At 69.4% G+C, this 1189-nt stretch carries 1 protein-coding gene and 1 pseudogene; both read left to right on the top strand.

All coding sequences use genetic code 11. The features are described from left to right. The coding region (locus ACFYQA_RS39555) for a peptidoglycan-binding protein (protein ID WP_388928695.1) at nucleotides 1–941 on the top strand (941 nt) is incomplete at its 5' end. Nucleotides 942–1001: 60 nt separating this feature from the next. Beyond that, nucleotides 1002–1189, top strand: a pseudogene (locus tag ACFYQA_RS39560) (hydrolase); the annotation flags it as partial.

A 1189-nucleotide genomic window follows, 5' to 3' on the forward strand; every position in this document is an offset into this window, starting at 1 on the left:
CGATGATGGGGCTGTTCCTGGCCCTGGCGATCGCGTTCGTGGTGATCTGGCTGTCCTACAAGCCCGACGTGCGCTCCCTGGCCACCGAACAGATGACGGAGGCCGGCGCGACCGCGCTGCCCAACCCCGAGCCCGACGAACCGATCGTCGACGCGCCGTCGGCCCCGGCGGAGAACCCGCTCCCGGGCGCCGCCGCCCCCGGCTCCGGTGCCGGCTCCGGCGGTGGCGGGGGCGGTGGTGGCTCCGGCTCCGGCGGTGGCGGTGGCGGTGGTGGCGAGGAGGAGGCGGAGAAGGCGGAGAAGGCGGAGAAGGCCGAGCCCACCGGACCGCTGCCTTTCCGCCCGGGCGACGGACCCAACCTGTTCGTGGAGTTCGCCCAGGTGCGGCTCAACACCCTGAAGACGGACAACCCCTGCCGCCTCACGGCCCCCCACACCACGGGTCTCATGGACGAGTCGACCGTGGCCGCCCTGAAGTGCTTCCAGACGCGGAACGACGAGCGGCACGACGGCGTCTCCGTCAAGACGGACGGCCTCGGCAACCTCGGCCGGTCCACCATGACCACCTTGGTGATGGAGCACTTCGGCTCGGACCCCTCCGGTGTGCAGCTCGGCAAGAAGAACTGGGAGGTCCCGTGGTTCGAGAGCGCCATGCTGTGGGCGTCCTACACGACGATCGACCAGAGTGTGGCCACCGCGCAGGGGCTGTGGATCCGGGCCAACATGATCTACCTGCGCGACGTGAACAACCGGGTGAGCGGCGAGGCCACTCAGCAGACGAGCGCCAGGGTCAGCGTCTACCAGGAGGGCGTCGGCCTCCCGGTGACCGGTGTGGTCGACAACAAGACGTTCGCCTACCTGCACGCGGGCAGGGTCGTCGCCCAGGGGAGCCCCGGCAAGGTCACCGCCAAGGACTACCCGTTCCCTCCCGAGAGCAACTGACCGCCCGGACACGGCGACCCTGATCATCTCCCTCCCGAGCTGAGAGACCTGGACACGACGATGACACTTTGGACTTCTCTTGAGCCGGCGTCGACGACGGTGGATCCCGGTGGTAGTGCGACGGTGCGGTTGCGGGTGCGCAACACCGGTGATGTGGTGGACGAGTACCGGTTCGAACCGGTGGGTGATCTTGCGCCGTGGGCGCGGGTGGAGCCGCAGTCGTTGCGGTTGTATCCGGGGACGACGGG

The organism is Streptomyces sp. NPDC005774 (assembly GCF_042871645.1).
Taxonomy (GTDB): domain Bacteria; phylum Actinomycetota; class Actinomycetes; order Streptomycetales; family Streptomycetaceae; genus Streptomyces; species Streptomyces pratens.